Origin of the sequence: Mycobacterium sp. SMC-4 (assembly GCF_050205565.1) — a bacterium.
Classification (GTDB): domain Bacteria; phylum Actinomycetota; class Actinomycetes; order Mycobacteriales; family Mycobacteriaceae; genus Mycobacterium.
In genome coordinates, this window is record NZ_JBNMQU010000001.1 from 461,077 (window position 1) to 478,751 (window position 17,675).

Genomic DNA, 17,675 nt, shown 5'->3' on the forward strand with positions numbered 1-17,675 from the left:
TCGAAGTTGCGTCCACCGCGGGAACATCGCGAAATCCAGCGCGTGGAATGCAATCTCGGCGGAAAAAGAAATGTGGGCTGGTGAGAGTCACTCACCAGCCCACATTGAGGTCTTGGTCTGCCTTAGATGGCAGTCACTCGCACGGCCTGCGGCCCCTTGTTGCCCTGCTCGATCTCGAACTCAACGCGCTGGTTCTCCTCGAGTGAGCGGTATCCGCTTCCGTTGATCTCGCTGTAGTGAACGAAAACGTCACCAGCGTCGCCATCGGGGGCGATGAAGCCGAAGCCCTTGTCGCCGTTGAACCACTTCACAGTTCCCTGTGCCATACTTTTTCAACTTCCTCATGTGAATAGATGTCGAGAGACATCTTTGTAGAGCCTAGCACGCCACCTGCGCATATGGGAACTGCAGTGAGTAAATGACTTGCGCGACAACGGATTAGATGTTGGCAGCCTCAGCCCACTTCGCGCTTTCGGCTTCGGCGAGGCGCATCACCGTCTGAGCTGTGTCGAACAGCTTCGCATCGCCGTTGCTGCTCGGAGCGGGCAGCCCGGCTGCGACGCGCATGACGATCGAGCCGAGCGCCTGCGAAGTCATGCTGGGCACCACCAACAGCTTCGCGCTTCCCTCGGCACCCTTGACCGCCATCAAGCGGGGACGGCGGGCGAGGTCGTTGCTGCGCATCAAACGCGAACCGGTGACCATCGTCTCGAAGTCGGATTGCCCTTCGGTGGCCGACCAGTTGATCCGGATGTCGATGATCTCTCCGAGCGTCCGATGCAGGGCTCCGATGAGCTCGGGCAGCTCTGCGGCGATCAGCGCCGAGTGCGGCCACCAGGCACCGTCGATGGTTCCGCCGAGCTCTTTGGCCAGCGTGGCACGAACAGGCTTGGATGCGCGGCGGGACCGCGCCATACCGTTCATGCGCCCGCGGTGTCGGAGGACTGCCTACGCGGCTGGTCGGAGAAAACGGGAGCCTGTACCGGCTCGGAAGAGTGCTCATCGGTGTTGATGACCTGCGGCGCCTGACGATGCGAAAACAGTTCAGACGTATCCATAAAACATGTCCTTGAGTGGTACGGGAGTCACCCCTGTACGTGGTCCGAGCGAAGAGATCGCATCGGAGGCCACGCGCAATGCCGTGGGGGGCGAGTCCGCCGATGGGGACTGCGAGTGACGCGGCCTACGTTCGACAGTACACCTACGCCGCGAGAATGGGTGCCTGCGCCGCGGCCACCGAGGCCAAGGTCGGAAGCCGCACACTCATGCTCCCGATCGCGATGCCGCCCCACGAGTACAGATTCCAGAACGGGAACGCCGACGTCATCACCTGCACCGTCACGGATTGCCCGGGGTTGAGGGTGTGGGCGACGTGTTCCAGCGACACCGTCACCTCATGGTTCCGCCCGTCGAGCTCGACTGGAATGGGCGTGACGTGGTTGCCCAGCACCAGTCCGGTGCTGTTGTCGACGATCTGGGCGTACACATGGCGGGCAGTCCCGGTCCCCGAGTACGTCAGGGTCAGCGAGGGCGCTCCGAGGACGTGCGTCGTCGCGGTGACTCTGGGGGTGCGCAGGTTGACCGCGTTGAGTGCGTAGGCACCCGAAGGCAATCCGAGGATCGTGGCGATGAGCCCGCGCGTGACGATGAACGGGTTGGGACCCGAGCCGCCGAGGAACGGGACGATCGCCAGCGACTGACGTCTGGTGCGCTCGGCTACCAGCGGCGTGGAGTCCGGAGTCACCGGATAAGTGTCGGACTCGAACCACCTGCCGCGCTGATCCACCCACTCGAACTGCGCGCCGGTCGGGATGTCCTCCCCCTTCACGTAGCGATCCAGCCAGTTCAGCGTCCTGTCGATGACGACCTCACCGTCGTTGTAGCTGCTCAGGCAGGTGCCGTGCCCGCCGCAGTACCACAGCACCTTGGTGGTGGTGCCGGCTTCGATCAGTGCCCTGGCGTTGGCGTCGGCCTGACCGAGCGTGAACAGCGTGTCCACTGTGCCGTGCACCAACAGCGTGGGCGCGGTGATGTCGCCGATGCGGTCGGTGTAGCCGCGGCTGTTGAGCAGATCGATGTCGGACTGTGACGCCTTGCCGGTGAGGATGCCGACGATCGCGGCGGGCAGGATCCGCTCGTGCGGGCGCGACAACGTCAGCACCAGCACCGACGTCAGCAACGTGGCCCACCCACTGCGCACGGACTGCGTCGGAAACAGCGTGTCCGTCAGACTGTTCCATGCGATCGTCGGCACGATCGCGTCGATCCGCTTGTCGATCGCGGCGGTGGCGAACTGGATTCCGCCGCCGTAGGACGCCCCGACCATCCCGATCCTCGGGTCGTCGCCGTCCTTGGCGACCTCCGGCAGGGTGGACAGCCAGCTGATGACGTGGGAGATGTCGCGGCCCTCGAAATCCGGTGACTGCAACTGCATTCGGCCCTGGGATCGCCACTCGCCGCGGGGATCCCAGGTGACGACGTTGTAGCCGGCGTCCCGCAGCGCCCCGACGCCGATCACGTCGTTGGGCAGGAAGCTGTCGCTCCTGAGATCCAGGGCCGTCGACCCCGGCAGACCCAGTCCCGGTCCGTTGAAGACGGTCGGCGCCGACTCCCCGGCCGCCAACCCCTTGGCAGGCATGAAGTGGACGTAGATCTTTGCGCCGTCGAAAGATTCGACCAGCACGGTACGCGGCTTCGGCGCGTTCGGGTCAGCCCGGTGGTCGACCGGCCAGCCGATCAACGGGTGCAGCACATCCCCGACCAACGGGATCGCATGCAGCAGCCGCACCACCGGCGTCACCAGCAGCGGTCCCAGCACCGGGATCTTCTGCACCCATTCGAACGCCGCCGTCGCCTCGGTGACCCGCACATCGGTCGGAATCGGATACCGCGGTGCGTCCTCGTCCAGCGCCGTGGCGGTCGCTGCGGCGGTCGGCGCCTGGGACGTCTCACCCGTCACCTCGCGGCCCGCGGCCACCAGCGACAGCATCATCGACGTCAGTCCCGGCACGGCCGGGTTCCCGGGGTCGGCGGTGGCCCGCCGCGGTGCACTGCGACCCAACGAGGCCGTCGCGGTCTGCGCCGGAGTGGCCTGTTCGACCCTGCGCTCCGCGGGGGTCGGCTTCGCCGTGGTCGGCGCCGCTGCCGACGAACTCACCGGTTGTGACCCGACGCTGGTGTCGGGCTTGTCCGTGCTCGCCGAGGGGTCGCTCGGTGGCGAGGAATCGTCGACGTCAGCCGGTCCGGACTGCTCCTCCGGTTCAGGTTGGGCCGGTTCCGGCTCGGGCGGAGCCTCGGCGCGGCTGGTCTCCTCCCGGCTGGTCGCCTCTGTGGCGACCTCTGCCCTCGTGGACTTGTCCGCGCGCCGTGCGGCCCGCGCTTCAGACCTTCGCGTCGACCGCTCGGAGGTTTCCTTCGAGCTCGGTGCTCTCGAGGTGTCCGACGAGCTCGATGAGCTGCTCGCTTCGCCCGCCGAGGACGGCCCGTCATCAGCCGCGGCGACGCCCGCACCGGCCAACAGTGCCGCGCCGATACCCAGCGCTACCGCCAGACCCCCAACCCGACCTATGTACGCCCCTGCACCCATGGGATAGATCAAACTCCGCGCGACGCAGCAGCGGGGGCGTTCAGCCATTTCTTACCGATGAGTCAGATGGGGGTCCGTCGGCGTACGAAATCCGCGCCTCGAACAGGTCTTGGACCCGTGGATCCGCATGGGCGACGTTTAACCGCACCGACGGCGGTTATAGCGACTGCGGTCCCGTTGTGCATGTCACACGCGTTCGCGAGCGTACTGCGCGAACCGACCGGGAATCAGCTAGCCAGTTCGGCTGCCACGACACGAAGGATGACGATGTCCCGCTATCTGTTCGCGCTGGGTGGGTTCAGTTTCCGCCGCCGCTGGCTGGTGCTCGGTACCTGGCTTGCCCTGCTGATCGGCGTCGCCCTGGCCTTCGTGGGGTTCCGCGGCGAACCCAGCGACAATTTCGTCATCCCCGGTACGGAATCCCAGCGTGCGATCGAGCAGCTGCAGGACAAGCTGCCGGCCTTCGGCGGCGCACAGACCCAGGTCACCTTCGCCGCCCCGGAGGGCCGCGCGATCACCGACCCGGCGTTCACCGGTGCCATCGACCAGGCCGTCGCGCAGTTGAACACCCTCCCGGACATCGCCGCGGCCGCCGGACCCAACCAGACCCAGCAGATCGCCCCGGACGGCCGGGTCGGCCTGGGCACCGTGCAATGGACCGCCCCACTGGGCGAGGTCACCGACTCGGCCCTGGGCGAGCTGGAGTCGGCCATGAAACCGGTCGAGGACGCCGGCCTGCAGGTCGAGTACGCCGGCAGCGTGTACCCCGGCTACAAGGTCGCGATTCCGCACCTGCCGGAGATCATCGGCGTCAGCGTCGCCTTCCTGATCCTTCTCGTGACGTTCGGAGCCGTCGTGGCCGCGGGCCTTCCGATCCTGACCGCGGGCATCGGTGTCGGCATCGGGGCACTGGGCATCTTCGTCGTCGCGGCATTCATCGAAATGCCCTCGGCGGCATTGTCACTCGCATTGATGTTGGGACTGGCGTGCGGCATCGACTACGCGCTGTTCATCCTCAACCGCTACCGCAACAACCTTCTGTTACTGATGCCGCGCGAGGAATCCGCGGCGCTGGCCGTCGGAACCGCCGGTGGTTCAGTGGTGTTCGCGGCGCTGACGGTCATCATTGCGCTGTGCGGCCTCGCCGTGGTCGGCATCCCGTTCCTGACCTACATGGGTATCGCCGCCGCGGTGTCCGTGCTCATCGCGATGCTGATCGCCGTGACCTTGCTGCCGGCCCTGCTCGGCTTCGCCGGAGGCCGGGTGGCGAAATTCATCAAGGCACCCCTGCAACCGCAGCGCCCCAAGGAGGTGGCGCAGGTCGCCGCCTACACCCCGCACCGCACGATGGGTGCGGCCTGGGCCCGGTTCGTCGTCCGGTTCCGTAAGCCGTTGCTGATCAGTGGCATCGCAGCTCTCGTGGTGATCGGGCTGCCCGCGATGAACATGCATCTCGGTCTGCCCAGCGGCTCGTCCCAGCCCGAATCGAACACCTCCCGACAGGCCTACGACCTGACCGCCGAGCATCTCGGAGCGGGCTTCAACGGGCCGTTGCTGGTCGTCGCCGATCTGTCCAACGCCACCGACCCGAATGTGGTGCCCACCCTGGTGGAGAACCTCAACCGCGAAGAAGGCGTCGTCGCCGCGGCACCCGCAGCCGTGGAGAACCAGACCGCGGTCATCCAGGTCATTCCAGAGACCGGCCCCAACGACCCGGCGACTGCCGGTCTGGTCGAGCTCATTCGCGCCGACCGCGATGAGATCGAGGCCAACACGGGCGCAACGATTCTGGTCGGCGGCAACACCGCATCCAATATCGACACCTCCGAGAAGCTCGCCGCGGCGCTGCCGGTGTTCCTGCTCGTGGTCGTGGGGTTGGCCTTCATCTTGCTGACCGTCGCGTTCCGGGCGGCGCTGGTGCCGCTGACCTCGATCGTCGGCTTCCTGCTCTCGGTGTTCGCAGCCCTCGGTGTACAGGTGGCGGTGTTCCAATGGGGTTGGGGCGCATCCCTGCTCGGCATCACGCCCGGCGAGACCATCAGCTTCCTGCCGATCATCGTGCTGGCCATCATCTTCGGTCTGTCCAGCGATTACCAGGTGTTCGTGGTGTCCCGCGTCAAAGAGGAGTTGACCAAAACGTCCGGCCCCGATGCGGCGACCGACGCCGTACGTAATGGCGTCGGCCTGTCGGCCCGGGTGGTGACCGCTGCCGCACTGATCATGTTCGGTGTGTTCGTGGCCTTCGTGGCCGGTAGCGACCCCATCATCAAATCGGTCGGCCTGACACTGGCGGCGGGGGTGTTCCTCGACGCGTTCGTCGTGCGACTGACATTGATCCCGGCCGTGATGGCGATGCTCGGGGACAAGATGTGGGTGCACTCGAAGTGGTTCGGCAAGTATGTGCCCGACCTGGATATCGAAGGCACCGCATTGGAAGCCGAGCACCGCAGCCCTGTCGCTGTGCCCTGACCCGTAGACACCACGAAACCCCGGTGGTGTGCCGGGGTTTCGGGTTCGGGTGGTCCGTCATTTCGGGCCGTCGCGGAGTAAACCTGGAGAGTTATTCCGAGGAGTCCGTGGAGTCAGACGACCCGACGTTCTTGGTGCCGGCCGTGGCCTGCTTGGCATCGGCCTTGGCCTTCTTGGCCTCGGCGCGAGCGACGGCCTTGGCCTGACGGGCTTCGGCGCGAGCCTGCTTGGCCTCGGCGCGGGACTGCTTGGCCTGCGCCTTGGTGTCGACCTCGGCCTCAACCTCGGCGTTGGTGTCTACCGCCAGGGTGCGCGCCACAGTGGCCGGGACGGAGCTGATCGCGGTGCGCGCGTCGGCGGTCTTCGCCGCCGTGGTGGTGGTCTTGACGTCGTTGCGGATGTAGGCCTTGTCGATCTGAGCTTTGAGCTCGGCCTCGCGAGGAGCCAGCCAGGGCATCAGGGTGACGATCGGCAGCTTCTTGGTCGGAACCAGGTAGTGAGTGGTGGTGCCACCCTCGGCATTGGTCTCGACGGTGACGTTCGACGCCGGAACCGTGGACAGATCCGTGTACATGGAGGTCACGTGGACCAGGACCCCGCCGGCGATGGCGTTCGTCACGGCCATCAGGTTCCACGGACGGTCCGGGAAGTCGGCCATGCCGTCGTATTCGCCGGTGACCACGACCACGTCGTAGCCGGTCGTCGGGGCGGGCTGGTAGGTGTAGTCGTACTTGGCGTTGTGCTTGGCCTTGTCGATCATGTCCTGACGGCTGGAATCAGCGGCCACCACGAAGGTCAGGTGCTCAGCTGAGGGCGCTCCGGGCTGGGCGGCCAAGTCGCGCATGACCTCGTCGACGACCAGCGCACCGGCCGACAGGCCCACGACCGTGACTTTCTGGCCGGCGACGATGTTGCCGGCGGCGTCGCGGTCGAGGTCGGCCAGCGCGTCTTTGATCGCGGCGTGCATGTTCTCTTTACCGACGGCGATCGAGGCGCCCAGGGTCAGGTCGCCGCGTCCGGTGAAGGGGCCGGCCTCAGCGGGCCATTGGACGTTGATGCGTTCTTGGTTTTTGAACGCACCGCCCAGCAGCGGCGCCATCAGCAGATCCGACATCTTGGGCACGCTGATTCCGCCGATGATGACCGCCGAGCTGGCGGCCCCGGCGCCGGTGGCCGTCGACAGGGCGACAGCGGCTGCGGCTACGGTGGTGGCGGCGGTGATGCCGGCGTTGCGCAGGGTGGTGTGCACGGGTTTTCTCCAGGATTTTCTGTGGTGATGAGTCCGCGTGTTCGCGGTGTGATCCCAGATTAAGGCCGCCACCCACGGCTGCATAGCAACTTTTTTATTGTTCTCTTATTTCTATTTCTAGCGAACAGGTTTCGGATAACTGCGCCAGTGCGCGATGGTTCGGTTTGAACGCAGGTGACTGTCCCATGCGGGTTGCGTAATCAGCTTTCTAGCTGATTTTTCGCTGGACTTTACCGCGACAACCGAGTCGGGGACGAACGTCGCTGTCGATCATGATTCGCGGTTGCCATAGGTTGCGTTCAGCTAATGTTATTGCTTCAGTCAGAGGCATTTGTAATGCCGTACTGCAAACTTCGGGAATAAAGCCGTGGTTCGCGGGGTTCGCCCCGCCTTCCAGCCGGGCCACAGCGACACCGAGGCCCGCCGAACTCGGTGGCCCGCAGAGGTAGGGCACCTGCTCGGCAAACCTCTGCAGACACGACAAACGCCCGCGGTGTAACCGCGGGCGTTTGTGATCACCAGGCCCGGTGGGCTACGGATGATCTCCTGCTTACCTCGTCAGCCGCCGACTATCTGGGCGATCAGCAGGACCGCAACCACCGCGAACACCAGCACGAACAGCACGATGGCCGTGATGCCGATCGCGTTGCGCGGGTTGAGGTTTCGCCCAGCCGTAGGGTCCGCGTTGGCAGTGGCCCTGGTCTGCGCCGAGTCGGGCGGGGTCTCCCCCGGAGGCACGCCGCCGGCGTGCTCCTGGCCCGGAGTCTGCCCGGGGTCCGGGTCGGGCGGCATCGCCGTCATGTGTTGGCCTGCCGCTTTTCTTTCTCGACGTCACTGAGCTCATCGAGCCGCTCGGCGTGCTGACGCGCCTTGCCGGCTGTCCGCTGCTTGTCGGCCGCGTCTTCGAGTTCCTCCTTCGCAGCGGACACCTTGGTGTTTTCCACTGCGCGACTGCGGTTTTCGACATTGCGACGGGTCTTCTCGACGGCGGCGACCTTCTGCTCGGCCGCGTCATCGACCTGCTTCTTGGCCTGCTCCGCACGCACCGCGGCCTCCTGGGCCGTCTGCTGCTTGCGCTGCTCGGCGGTCAGGCGCGCTTCGCTGATGCGCTCCTGTGCCTCCTGCCGAGCCTCCTCCGGCGCGCTGGCCGCACGCTCACGTCGCTCGGCGAGTTCGTCTTCGGCTTGCTGCTTCTGCTGGGCGGCCAGGTCGTCGAGCCGGGCCGCTTCGCCCAGCACCGCGGCCTTCTCGATGCGATTGATGCCGCTCTCTTCGAGTTTGGCGTCGCGCAACAGGCTGCCCGCCGCGGCATCCACAGTGCCGACCGCTCGTTCGAAATACAGCCTCGGCGGCGCCTCGGCGTCCATCCGGGCGACAAAGCGCTGCTCGATCAACTGCAGAGGCACGCGGGCCAGCCGGTACTGCAATCGCAGCACCGCAAACGGTAAATCGGTGATCTTCATCGTCAACTCCTGTTTCGACGGATCAGGGATTCTCAGTGCCCTCTACGCGACTGCGCAGCCGGTCTGCTTGGGCTTCGGTGCGGACCGCATCACTGACGGCTTCGTTGTAGTCGTCGACCGCCTCGCCGTATTCAGCACTGGCTGAACGAACCTCTGCCCGCTCCTGCGCCTTGGCCCGCTCGGCTTCCTGTTTCACCTCGGCTTCGAGCCGCGCCTGCTTGCGCGCGGCCTCTTGATGCTCTGCCTGCTGCGCGGCCTGCCGATCGGCGATCTGCTGGTCACGCACCGTGGTCTTGGCCTCGGCCGCCTGCATCTGCGTCTGCCGCCGCTCCGCGGCCCCCTCCAACTCGGCCTCGCGGGCCTCGGCACGCGCCTGCGCGGCCTCGGCGTCAGCCTCCGCCGCAGTGCGGCTGGCTTCCCGGCGTTCCTTACCCTGGGCCTGTTCCAGCTGACCCTCTGCGGTCAGCGAGTCGTTGCCGGTGACGGCGCCCGCCCACTCCTTCGCTTTACCTTTGACGGTTTCAGCGAAGCTCTTGCGGGTCTGGGCAGACTTGTCATCGCTGGTCATCTGCTCCTCCTTAGACATCGGCCACAAGCCCGATTTCTACCCGCTGAGCTGAGTGCTAAACCGCGCCTACCGCGGTGCGCCGTTGATCGCCGGCTGGTCGATCATGCCGCGCTCGACACCCCACATCGTGGCTATGGTGCGGTACTCGCCGCTTTCCATCAGGTGTTCGAGTGCCAACAGCAAAGACTGGGCCAAGCCGGAGTCCTTGCGTACCGGCCAGCCGTAGGGTGCCGAGTCGAAAACATCACCGGCAGGAACCAATTCGCCGCGGCTGAGTTTGATCGCGAATCCTGTCACCGGTGAATCCGCCGACATCGCATCGACCTCGCCGGCGATCAACGCCGCGGTGACCTCGTCCTGGCTGCTGTAGACCACCATCTCGATCGGTGCCATGCCGGCTGCCGTGCATTGACCGCTCTTGGCGGGAAGTTCCTCGGTCTCCTGCAAAGTCCCTTGCGCAACACCGACTTTGAGACCGCATGCCGACGCAGGCCCCAGGGAAGTGCCGGGCCGGCGCGCCCATTGCGTCCCGGCCTCGAGGTACGTCACGAAGTCGACGAGAGCTTCCCGTTCCCGGGTATCGGTGACCGACGACGTACCGACGTGAAATGAGCCGTCGACCACTGCGGGCAGGATCTTCTCGAACGCGGTGTCCCGGTAATCCGGCACCAGGCCCAGCACGCGTGCCACCGCGTTCATCAGGTCGACGTCGAAGCCGACGAGCTGGCCGTCGGCGTTCTTGAATTCCATCGGCGCATACGGCACGTTCACACCGATGATCAGCCGTCCGGCGTCGCGGATGTCGTCCGGCACCGTCGCCGCAATGGATTCGACGGCCCCCTCGGGCAGCGGAGCCGTCGCATCCGGCCCGTGGGCCCACGGCGCCCACTGCCACAGCCCGACGGCCGCGACCGCCAGGACCACCAGCGCGGCTGCGGCGGCGATCGCCTTGCGCGGAAGAGTGCGTTCCGATCGGGCCGCGTGGCGCGACGTTCCGCCGGGGCGGCGCACCGGCGCGTTGAGTGCGCGCCGCGCGGCCGCGGCCAGTTCGCCGGCGGATTGGTACCGATTGGCCGGCTTCTTCGCCATCCCCTTGGCGATCACGTCGTCGAACGCAGCCAGACGCGAATCCACGTCGGACGGCCGCGGCACCGGGGTGACCATGTGACCGGCGATCTGCTGTTCGAGGCTGTCGGCCGGGTACGGCCGCGAACCGGTCAGGCACTCGTAGAGCACACAGGTCAGCGCGTAGATGTCGCTGCGGTAGTCGATTTCCCCGCCCTCGAAGCGTTCCGGGGCCATGTAGGCCAACGTGCCCAGGGTGCTCCCCGCCGTCGTCAGCCCCTGCTCCCCGACCGTGCGCGCCAACCCGAAGTCGATCAGGTAGACGAAGTCGCGATCGGTGATCAGGATGTTCGACGGCTTGATGTCGCGGTGGATCAGCCCGGTCCTGTGCGCGTCGTCCAATGCGTGGGCGACCTGTTCGACGATCGTCACCGCGAACGTGGGCCCCAGCGGCTTCTCGCTCTCCTGCAGCATGGTGCCGAGGTTGCGACCTTCGATGAGGCGCATGTCGAGGTAGAGCCGACCGTCGATCTCACCGAAACCGTGGATGGGGACCACGTGCGGGTCGTTGAGCCCCGCGGCGGCCTGTGACTCCCGCCGGAACCTGGCCTGGAACGTCTCGTCGGTCGCCATGTGGTGCGGCAGGACCTTCAAGGCCACGACGCGGTCGGTCCTGGTGTCGAAGGCCTGGTAGACCTCGCCCATCCCGCCCTGGCCGATCAGCTTCTGGAGCCGATAGTGCCCGAATGGTGTCGCATTCACCGGTGTTCTCCTCGGCTGCGGCCAATCGGTGTTGGATTGAAGCTACATCAATGTTTGCCGGGGCTGCCCGGAAGCATGTCAAGCGGCTTTGGTTCGGTTGCCCGAATCGAACGCCCCCGCTCACGCGACATGCCGCAAGTGCTGTTTTTCTACCACGGTGACGCCCGCTGTGGCGTCTCGGGGACGCGTTCGGCCCTGTCGAGCTCCACCAAATCAGGCCCGCGCCCGGTGTGGACTCCCTACATTCGGGGTCATGAGCGCGGGAACAGCCACCCCGAATGTGTTCCGGGCCGGGCTCCCGGTGATCGACTACGACGGCGACCACACGCCGGCCCAGGTGTATCCGCAGCTACGCGACGCCCTGGCCGTCGCACCCATCGCGGTCGGACCGTACGGACCCGAGGTGCTGTCCCACGAGCTGGTGAAGTCTGCGCTGCGGGATCCGCGACTGCGGCTGCCACCGGGCCTGGGTCTCGTGGTCCAGGGCATCACCTCCGGTCCCCTGTGGGACCGCGTGACCAGCACGTTGCTGTGCATGGAGGGGCCCGAGCACCACCGGCTGCGCAGCCTGCTGTCACGGGCTTTCACACCCCGCGCGGTCCAGCGGCTGCACGACACGATCACCGACGTCATCACCTCTCTGGTCGACCACGCAACCCGGCGCGGCCACTGCGACGTCGTCACCGACATCGCGCGGCCGTACCCGGTACCCGTCATCTGCGCCCTGCTGGGCGCGCCGGCTCAGGACTGGGAGCAGTTCTCACTGTGGGCCGACGACATCTTCCAGGCGTTCACCTTCACCGAGGTGCCCGACGTGGAGAACATCGTGATGACCGCGTGGCGCGCACTCGACGATTACACCGACGCGATGATCGAACGCCGCCGTCACACCCTGACCGACGACCTGCTGTCCGACCTGATCCGGGCCGAAGACGGCGGAGACCGACTCGATCACGCCGAGTTGCGGATGCTGGCCGCCGGGATCCTGCTGGCCGGCACCGACACCACCCGCAATCAGGTCGCCGCGTCGATCGACCTTCTGTGCGATCACCCCGATCAATGGCAATTGCTGTGCCGCAGGCCGGAATTGGCGCTCAACGCCGTCCACGAAACCATGCGGTACGCACCGATCGCGTGCTCGACGCTGCGGGTGGCGGGCGAGGATCTCGAACTCGGCGGGGTGGCGATCCCGGCCGGCACCATGGTGATCCTGAACTTCGTTGGGGCAAACCGTGATCCAGCGGTGTTCGATGAACCCGACCGCTTCGACATCACCCGCTCGGCCACAGCGCCGATCATGACCTTCGGCGCCGGCGTGCACTACTGCATCGGCGCGAACCTGGCCAAAACGGAACTCGCCGAAGCGCTCAAAGCCGTCACCCGACGGTGGCAACCCCCGCGGCGAACCGGACCGGCACCCTGGAAACCGATGGTTGCGCTGTCCGGACCCAAGACCCTGCCGTTGGCCTTCGACTGACCTACGGGCCGTAGGTGTACTGCGGCTCGTGGAACCGGTTGATGATCGGGATGCGTTCGATGATCCGGTCGCGCAGTCGCGGCTGCGGCGCCGCCGGAACGGGCGGTGGCGCGAACTGCGGCGGCGGAGCTGCTGCCGGGGCGGGCGCCGGCGGCAGGTAGTTCGCCGGCGGAGGCGGGGGCACATACGCCGGCGCCGGGGGTACATACGCCGGGGCCGGCGCGGCGGGCTCCTCGAAGACCGGCGCGGGCGCTTCCGGCGCCGGTGGCGGCGGCGCTGCGGGCGGCTCGGCCACTTCGACGGCGACGGGCTCGGCCACCGCAGGCGGTGGAGGTTCTGCGGGCGGGGCCGGCTCCGGAACCACCGGGCGTGCGGCCTCAGCGGGGGCCTCGGGTGCAACGGCTTTCGCAGGTGGCGCGGATTCCCGGGCCGGCGGCTGCACCGAGCCTGCCAGCTGCTGTCCGGAGTCGGGGGTGAACGTCATTCCCAGAGCCACCGACAGTGACACCACGAACGTCACCACGGCGGCGGCCAGGACCCCGACCAGCGTCGCCGTCGGCGATACCGTGCGCTTCGGCGCCGAATCCGCGTCGAGAATCGACACCGCTGATGCCGCTGCCAGCGCGGCGCCGCGCGCCAGCGCGAGTTCGGCCTCGTCGGCCGACACCACGGGCACCTCGAGCCGATCGCGCAGTGCCGATACCACCGCGGCGACGTCACCGGATCCGACCACGAACACGGCCTCGGGGGCCAAGCCCTCGACGTCGGCCAGAGCCGAGGGGTCGACGCGGTCGGCGGTGACGCCGTCGGGGGTGACCGCCGCCACCACCGAGGTGCCGGGTTCGGCCACACAGACGACGATGCGTTCACAGCCGGCCAACTCGGCGATGCCGCGCGCCAGCGCCTCGGCCGCTTCGACGTCCGAGACCGCGATCACGTTCTCCAAGCCCCGCTGGGTCAGTGCCTGCCACACCGCGCTGGTCACCGACTCGGCATCGGCAGCCCACGTCAGTCCGAATGCGTCGACGCCACGCGGCGCGGCACGAGTGAAAAGCGCCTCGACCAGTGCGTCTGCGTCGAATCCCTGGCTGGGGTCGGTCGGGACGGAGCCCCGATCGAGCGGGGCGCCGTCACCGGCGGCGCCGTCGACGAGCACCCAGCGCAACGATGACGAGGTCATCGACAAGCCGAGTACAAGGTCCATGAATGAACTTCCGATCTGTTTGCGACTAACCGTCGACCCTACCGCGAGCCCTTCTGTCCGCCCAAGCTCGCGACTACGATGCCTGCAGTGGCCACCCGATTCGAAGTCCGGCGCGACGACATCCGGCGGAGCAGCTGGGCCTCCACACCGGCCGATATGGGCGCCGGGGCAGTGCGCATGCGCATCGACCTGCTCGCGCTGACCGCCAACAACATCACCTACGCGACCCTGGGCGACTCCTTCGGCTACTGGCAGCATTTCCCCACCGGCGACCCTGCCACCGGCGTGATCCCGGCCTGGGGCTTCGGTGCAGTCACGGATTCGGACCGCGACGGTGTGGACGTCGGGGACCGCTTCTACGGCTACTTCCCCATCGCCGACGAGGTCGTGCTCTACCCCCAGAACGTGTCCAACGCGGGATTCAGTGACGGCGCGGAGCATCGTCGCGGTCTGCCGCCGATCTACGCGCGGTACGAGCGATGCACCTCCGACGCGAGCTATGTCGCCGAACGGGAACCGCAACAGGCGATTCTGCGTCCACTGTTCGCCACATCGTTTCTGCTCGACGACTTCTTGCATGACAACGGGTATTTCGGCGCCGACACCGTCGTGTTGTCCAGCGCTTCTTCGAAGACGGCCTATGGCACGGCTTTCTGTCTGTCGCAGCGGCACGGCGAGAACGAGGTGCGCGTGGTCGGCCTGACCTCGCCGGCCAACGAGGAGTTCACCCGCTCGTTGGGTTGCTACGACGACGTCCTGACCTATGACCAGATCGAGACGCAGCTACCCGAGAATCCCACTGTCATCGTTGATTTCAGCGGCAGCGCTGCTGTCCGCGCGGCGGTCCACCAGCGGTTGGGCGACCATCTGACCTACGATTGCGCCGTCGGCGCCACGCACTGGAATGCAGAACCGACCGACACGGCGGTTCCCGGCCCCGACCCGGTGCTCTTCTTCGCCCCCGATCAAGCCACCAAACGCATGCAGGAATGGGGCACGGCCGGTCTTCGCGAGCGCATGGCCACCTCCTGGACTGCGTTCATGGAGCCGGTCACCCGACCCGACGACCCGTGGCTGACAGTCGTGACGGGGCATGGGAAGTCGGCTGTGGAGTCGTGTTACGCCGCACTCTTGGATGGTCGGGTGCCGGCCCGCGAGGGTCATGTGTTGTCGGTCTGAGTCTCACCTGACCACTATCGGTCCCCGGCTTGGACCCGGCCATGGACCGATAGGACCAAATCCCCGACCAGATCGGGACTAGATCGCCGAGTCGATCTCGGTGAACCGCACCGTCCGGAAGCGCGCCGCGGCCTCGGCCCGGTTGCTGACACCGAGTTTGGTCAGGACGCTGTGCACGTGATTCTTGACGGTATGGATGGCGATACACAGCCGGGCGGCGATCTCCCGGTTCGAAAGGCCTAGTTCCAGCATGCGGAGGATCTGAACCTCTCGGGCCGTCAGAACCAGTTCCTTGCCGCTGGGTTCGCGTTGCGCCGCCAGCATTGAGAGCCGCCTGAGCAGGATCGCTGAGATGCGCGGCGAGCACAGCGATTCGCCGGCGGCCACCCTGCCGATCAGTTCCAGCAGATCATCGAGCGATTCGTTGCGGAGGTGATAGCCCGCGACGCCGGCTTCGGCGCACGCCACGATCACCTCGTCCTCGTCTTCGGCGATGCCCATCACGATGACCTTGTGGCGCGCGTCGATCTCGAACACCGCCTGCAGCAGCATGGCGCTGTCACGGGTGTTGATGTTCAACAGAACCAGACTGTCGGGTGCGGCGAGTGTGTTGAACAGCGACGGAAGATCCCAAGCCACAGACGTTTTCAACGACCCGCGCTCGGTGAACGCTGCGACCAGGTTGTCTCGGGTCAGTTTGCAGTCGTCGACGATCACGACCTTGGTCTCCCCGACGGCGACTGCTACGGACAGGTCGTCCTCGACTCTCGGACGACCCATGGGGCTCTCACACGGGCGGACAACCTGGACGATGGCGGCCTGTGTACATTCGGGTGCCACAGCGGAGAAGGGAGCCGGTGCCATCGGCCGCCGGTACACGCTTTCACTCACTTCGCCTTGCCCAGCGAAGCCAGTTCTGCGCCGGACCGGAATCGGCGTCCACATCGATGGAGACCCCTCAGAACCCGAGAAATTCTCTCGTCGCCCCCGTTGAGTCAAGTCTGTCGACATATCCCCACCCCCGTAGGTTCAGTCCGACGTGCAAACCGGAATTGGTTGCTGAACAAGTGTGGATCACCACCGGCGGTTTGTCTGCTCATTTGTCGGAGGTTGTTGCGATCAGGACAACGTTGCTGTATTCGCATGTTAGCGCACTTTTTACTTTTTTTATGAGTCGCTAGCTACTCGAAATCAGTCGGCTACACCCGTGTTATTCATCGAAAAGTGTTTACTACCAAGATAATCAGGCTCTATCCACACCAGCGTCGGTAAACCTCAGACACACGCCCAAGTTTGTGGCGTAGTATGGCAGATAAATTTGCTGACAGAGTTCTTCGCCGCTGAGAATTGGGACCGAACACGCCCCGGTGACGCGCCGTGGGCACTCCGCCAGTCAGGCGGCGTCGCTGCGGTCACGGCGCTTCTGGTCCGAAGCAGCGCGACGCTGCGCCCGGTCGCCGTCAGCGATCCGACGCTGGGGTTTGGTCTCCTCGACCTCTTCGGACACGGCTTGGTCGCTCGACTCGGCCTCTTCGAAAGTCACTTCCGAGACTGAAGCCTCAGAGGGCTCGTTGATTTCAGCGTCCGCCTGCGGAGACTTCGGCTCGGCGGGAGCATCGTATTCGCGAGATGTCTCGCTTTCTTCCGCGTCTGCGATCGATGGCGACGGGGTGGTCGTCGCGGCGTCCGGTTCCGCCGTTCGCGGACGCAGGGGCCGGAACAGGGACGCGCGCGTGGGCGTGCTGTAGTCACTGCGGTCGTACGCCGTTTCGATGAAGGCTCGCAGCGGTGCGTCGAGCGCGGCGATGAACGAATCCGGCAGGAACGGCTCCAGCGGCATCAACAACGGCACCGGATATGTCCGGAGCACGTAATAGGCGGTGTTGGAGTCGGCATCGAACTGGTAGTGATCACTGCCCGCTTCCCGCGCCTCCTCGAGGTCCTCGGCGGTCAGCTTCCACTGAGTGTCACCGTGAACCATGGCGATACCCATGAACGCATTGATCAGCGCCACCGGATTCCACAGGTAGGTGGGGAAATCCGCCCATCCGTCGTACTGACGGGTGACATCGATCGTCAAGTCGCCGTTGTTCGGTGTCGCACCGCTGAACGTGACATCCACCAGAGGTAGCTTGAATCCCTTGAACCGTTGCAGCACACCGCCGTTCGCCCGCGCAGGATTCGCCACCAGGAAATACGTGTTGCCGGTGTGCGTGCCCTTGTACGCCGAAGCGGCCACCGCCCCCTGAGAGAACCCGAAGATGATGTCGCCGGCCACCGGATTCTGGCCGGTCAGCAGCTCGACGCCCTGCGCGACCGAAGCGTCGTAGGTCAGGTCGCGGAAACCGCCCCGCGACAACGGACGGAAGCCTGCGTTGTACGGCACCTTTTGATACGGCTGCTCGGGGAGGTCGGCGCCGGCGCCGATCAGCACCTCGTCGATGAAGTCGGTGAATTCTCCGTCGGTGGGGACGGTGCCGATGTTGGTGCCACGCAGATAGTGCAGCGACGCCATGAGGCCCGGGCTCGTGGACAACGTCGGCGCCACCCCCAGCGCAGCGGCGCCGGCCACGGCGATCGCTGCGACGCCCAAGGCTGAACCGGACCCCTTCCGGCCCCCCGTCTTCTTCGCGCGGTGCTTGGCCATCGTGGT

The 17,675-nt window shown here is 66.2% G+C and carries 15 protein-coding genes; 4 read left to right on the plus strand and 11 right to left on the minus strand.

Annotated features, from left to right (window positions below; translation table 11 throughout):
• Positions 1-122: 122 nt before the first annotated feature.
• From ACQI46_RS02215 to ACQI46_RS02225, 3 genes are all read right to left on the minus strand, one after another.
• Positions 123-326 (minus strand): cold-shock protein, encoded by a 204-nt coding sequence (locus ACQI46_RS02215; protein ID WP_370490401.1) that lies wholly within the window; start codon positions 324-326, stop codon positions 123-125.
• A 112-nt stretch (positions 327-438) separates the two neighbouring features.
• On the minus strand, positions 439-924 hold the full coding sequence (locus ACQI46_RS02220; protein ID WP_427092295.1) for a DUF5994 family protein: 486 nt from the start codon (positions 922-924) through the stop codon (positions 439-441).
• Positions 925-1,201: 277 nt separating this feature from the next.
• On the minus strand, positions 1,202-3,010 hold the full coding sequence (locus tag ACQI46_RS02225) for a S15 peptidase family protein (RefSeq protein ID WP_427092296.1): 1,809 nt from the start codon (positions 3,008-3,010) through the stop codon (positions 1,202-1,204).
• A 22-nt stretch (positions 3,011-3,032) separates the two neighbouring features.
• On the opposite strand from ACQI46_RS02225, the gene ACQI46_RS02230 reads away from it, so the two are divergent.
• Together ACQI46_RS02230 and ACQI46_RS02235 are read left to right on the plus strand one after the other, a co-directional pair.
• On the plus strand, positions 3,033-3,593 hold the full coding sequence (locus ACQI46_RS02230) for a hypothetical protein (RefSeq protein WP_427092297.1): 561 nt from the start codon (positions 3,033-3,035) through the stop codon (positions 3,591-3,593).
• Between the two features lie 260 nt (positions 3,594-3,853).
• Complete coding sequence (locus ACQI46_RS02235) at positions 3,854-6,055, plus strand: MMPL family transporter (protein WP_427092298.1); 2,202 nt, start codon at positions 3,854-3,856, stop codon at positions 6,053-6,055.
• A 91-nt stretch (positions 6,056-6,146) separates the two neighbouring features.
• Here ACQI46_RS02235 and ACQI46_RS02240 read toward each other — a convergent pair whose 3' ends face one another.
• The 5 genes from ACQI46_RS02240 to ACQI46_RS02260 form a co-directional block, all read right to left on the minus strand.
• Positions 6,147-7,304, minus strand: coding sequence for a PE-PPE domain-containing protein (locus ACQI46_RS02240; protein ID WP_427092299.1), 1,158 nt, complete (start codon positions 7,302-7,304; stop codon positions 6,147-6,149).
• Positions 7,305-7,862: 558 nt separating this feature from the next.
• Positions 7,863-8,105 carry a DUF6480 family protein gene (locus ACQI46_RS02245; protein ID WP_427092300.1) on the minus strand — a complete coding sequence of 81 codons (243 nt, stop codon included), beginning with the start codon at positions 8,103-8,105 and terminating at the stop codon, positions 7,863-7,865.
• Positions 8,102-8,767 (minus strand): IF2 family translation initiation factor, encoded by a 666-nt coding sequence (locus ACQI46_RS02250; protein ID WP_427092301.1) that lies wholly within the window; start codon positions 8,765-8,767, stop codon positions 8,102-8,104. Before ACQI46_RS02250 ends, ACQI46_RS02245 begins: the two co-directional genes overlap by 4 nt.
• A 22-nt stretch (positions 8,768-8,789) precedes the next feature.
• A complete protein-coding gene (locus ACQI46_RS02255; RefSeq protein WP_427092302.1) occupies positions 8,790-9,335 on the minus strand; it encodes a CsbD family protein in 546 nt (181 codons plus the stop codon).
• Between the two features lie 66 nt (positions 9,336-9,401).
• The gene (locus ACQI46_RS02260; protein ID WP_427092303.1) at positions 9,402-11,162 is read right to left on the minus strand and encodes a bifunctional serine/threonine-protein kinase/transporter substrate-binding domain-containing protein; all 1,761 of its coding nucleotides are present in this window, start codon (positions 11,160-11,162) and stop codon (positions 9,402-9,404) included.
• 253 nt (positions 11,163-11,415) lie between these two features.
• Here ACQI46_RS02260 and ACQI46_RS02265 point away from each other — a divergent pair, with 253 nt between their 5' ends.
• The gene (locus tag ACQI46_RS02265) at positions 11,416-12,639 is read left to right on the plus strand and encodes a cytochrome P450 (protein WP_427092304.1); all 1,224 of its coding nucleotides are present in this window, start codon (positions 11,416-11,418) and stop codon (positions 12,637-12,639) included.
• A 1-nt stretch (position 12,640) separates the two neighbouring features.
• Here ACQI46_RS02265 and ACQI46_RS02270 read toward each other — a convergent pair whose 3' ends face one another.
• Positions 12,641-13,843, minus strand: coding sequence for a DUF7159 family protein (locus tag ACQI46_RS02270; protein WP_427092305.1), 1,203 nt, complete (start codon positions 13,841-13,843; stop codon positions 12,641-12,643).
• A 78-nt stretch (positions 13,844-13,921) separates the two neighbouring features.
• Between ACQI46_RS02270 and ACQI46_RS02275 the strand changes: the two genes are divergently transcribed.
• Positions 13,922-15,022 (plus strand): DUF2855 family protein, encoded by a 1,101-nt coding sequence (locus ACQI46_RS02275; RefSeq protein WP_427092306.1) that lies wholly within the window; start codon positions 13,922-13,924, stop codon positions 15,020-15,022.
• 78 nt (positions 15,023-15,100) lie between these two features.
• Here ACQI46_RS02275 and ACQI46_RS02280 read toward each other — a convergent pair whose 3' ends face one another.
• Both ACQI46_RS02280 and ACQI46_RS02285 read right to left on the minus strand, forming a co-directional pair.
• On the minus strand, positions 15,101-15,802 hold the full coding sequence (locus ACQI46_RS02280) for a LuxR C-terminal-related transcriptional regulator (protein ID WP_427092307.1): 702 nt from the start codon (positions 15,800-15,802) through the stop codon (positions 15,101-15,103).
• Positions 15,803-16,415: 613 nt separating this feature from the next.
• Positions 16,416-17,669, minus strand: coding sequence for a PE-PPE domain-containing protein (locus ACQI46_RS02285; protein ID WP_427092308.1), 1,254 nt, complete (start codon positions 17,667-17,669; stop codon positions 16,416-16,418).
• Positions 17,670-17,675: the final 6 nt, after the last annotated feature.

Coding starts and splice junctions, on each gene's coding strand:
- ACQI46_RS02275 (WP_427092306.1), top strand. CDS start 13,922: ATGCCTGCAGTGGCCACCCGATTCGAAGTCCGGCGCGACGACATCCGG.
- ACQI46_RS02280 (WP_427092307.1), bottom strand. CDS start 15,802: ATGGGTCGTCCGAGAGTCGAGGACGACCTGTCCGTAGCAGTCGCCGTC.
- ACQI46_RS02250 (WP_427092301.1), bottom strand. CDS start 8,767: ATGAAGATCACCGATTTACCGTTTGCGGTGCTGCGATTGCAGTACCGG.
- ACQI46_RS02270 (WP_427092305.1), bottom strand. CDS start 13,843: ATGGACCTTGTACTCGGCTTGTCGATGACCTCGTCATCGTTGCGCTGG.
- ACQI46_RS02235 (WP_427092298.1), top strand. CDS start 3,854: ATGTCCCGCTATCTGTTCGCGCTGGGTGGGTTCAGTTTCCGCCGCCGC.
- ACQI46_RS02245 (WP_427092300.1), bottom strand. CDS start 8,105: ATGACGGCGATGCCGCCCGACCCGGACCCCGGGCAGACTCCGGGCCAG.
- ACQI46_RS02215 (WP_370490401.1), bottom strand. CDS start 326: ATGGCACAGGGAACTGTGAAGTGGTTCAACGGCGACAAGGGCTTCGGC.
- ACQI46_RS02220 (WP_427092295.1), bottom strand. CDS start 924: ATGAACGGTATGGCGCGGTCCCGCCGCGCATCCAAGCCTGTTCGTGCC.
- ACQI46_RS02255 (WP_427092302.1), bottom strand. CDS start 9,335: ATGACCAGCGATGACAAGTCTGCCCAGACCCGCAAGAGCTTCGCTGAA.
- ACQI46_RS02285 (WP_427092308.1), bottom strand. CDS start 17,669: ATGGCCAAGCACCGCGCGAAGAAGACGGGGGGCCGGAAGGGGTCCGGT.
- ACQI46_RS02265 (WP_427092304.1), top strand. CDS start 11,416: ATGAGCGCGGGAACAGCCACCCCGAATGTGTTCCGGGCCGGGCTCCCG.